This is a genomic window from Seonamhaeicola marinus, from assembly GCF_008085455.1.
Genome location: NZ_VSDQ01000841.1, coordinates 1 through 226, shown reverse-complemented (window position 1 = coordinate 226; position 226 = coordinate 1). Strand labels below are relative to the sequence as shown.

General features: G+C 34.1%; 1 pseudogene. It reads left to right on the top strand.

The features are described from left to right. Positions 1-59: 59 nt before the first annotated feature. Positions 60-226, top strand: a pseudogene (locus tag FUA24_RS25955) (enoyl-ACP reductase); the annotation flags it as partial.

Sequence of the window (226 nt, the reverse complement as noted above, 5' to 3'; positions counted from 1 at the left end):
GTTTTAGTAACACACATTAAAACGTAAACATAAACACAGGAATAAACCAACAGAGAGATATGTCACATAATTTATTAAAAGGAAAAAAGGGAATCATTTTTGGAGCATTAGATTCAAATTCAATTGCTTGGAAAACAGCAGAACGCGTTCATGAAGAAGGTGGGCAATTTGTATTAACAAATGCGCCAGTAGCCATGAGAATGGGTCAAATAAATGAATTAGCCGA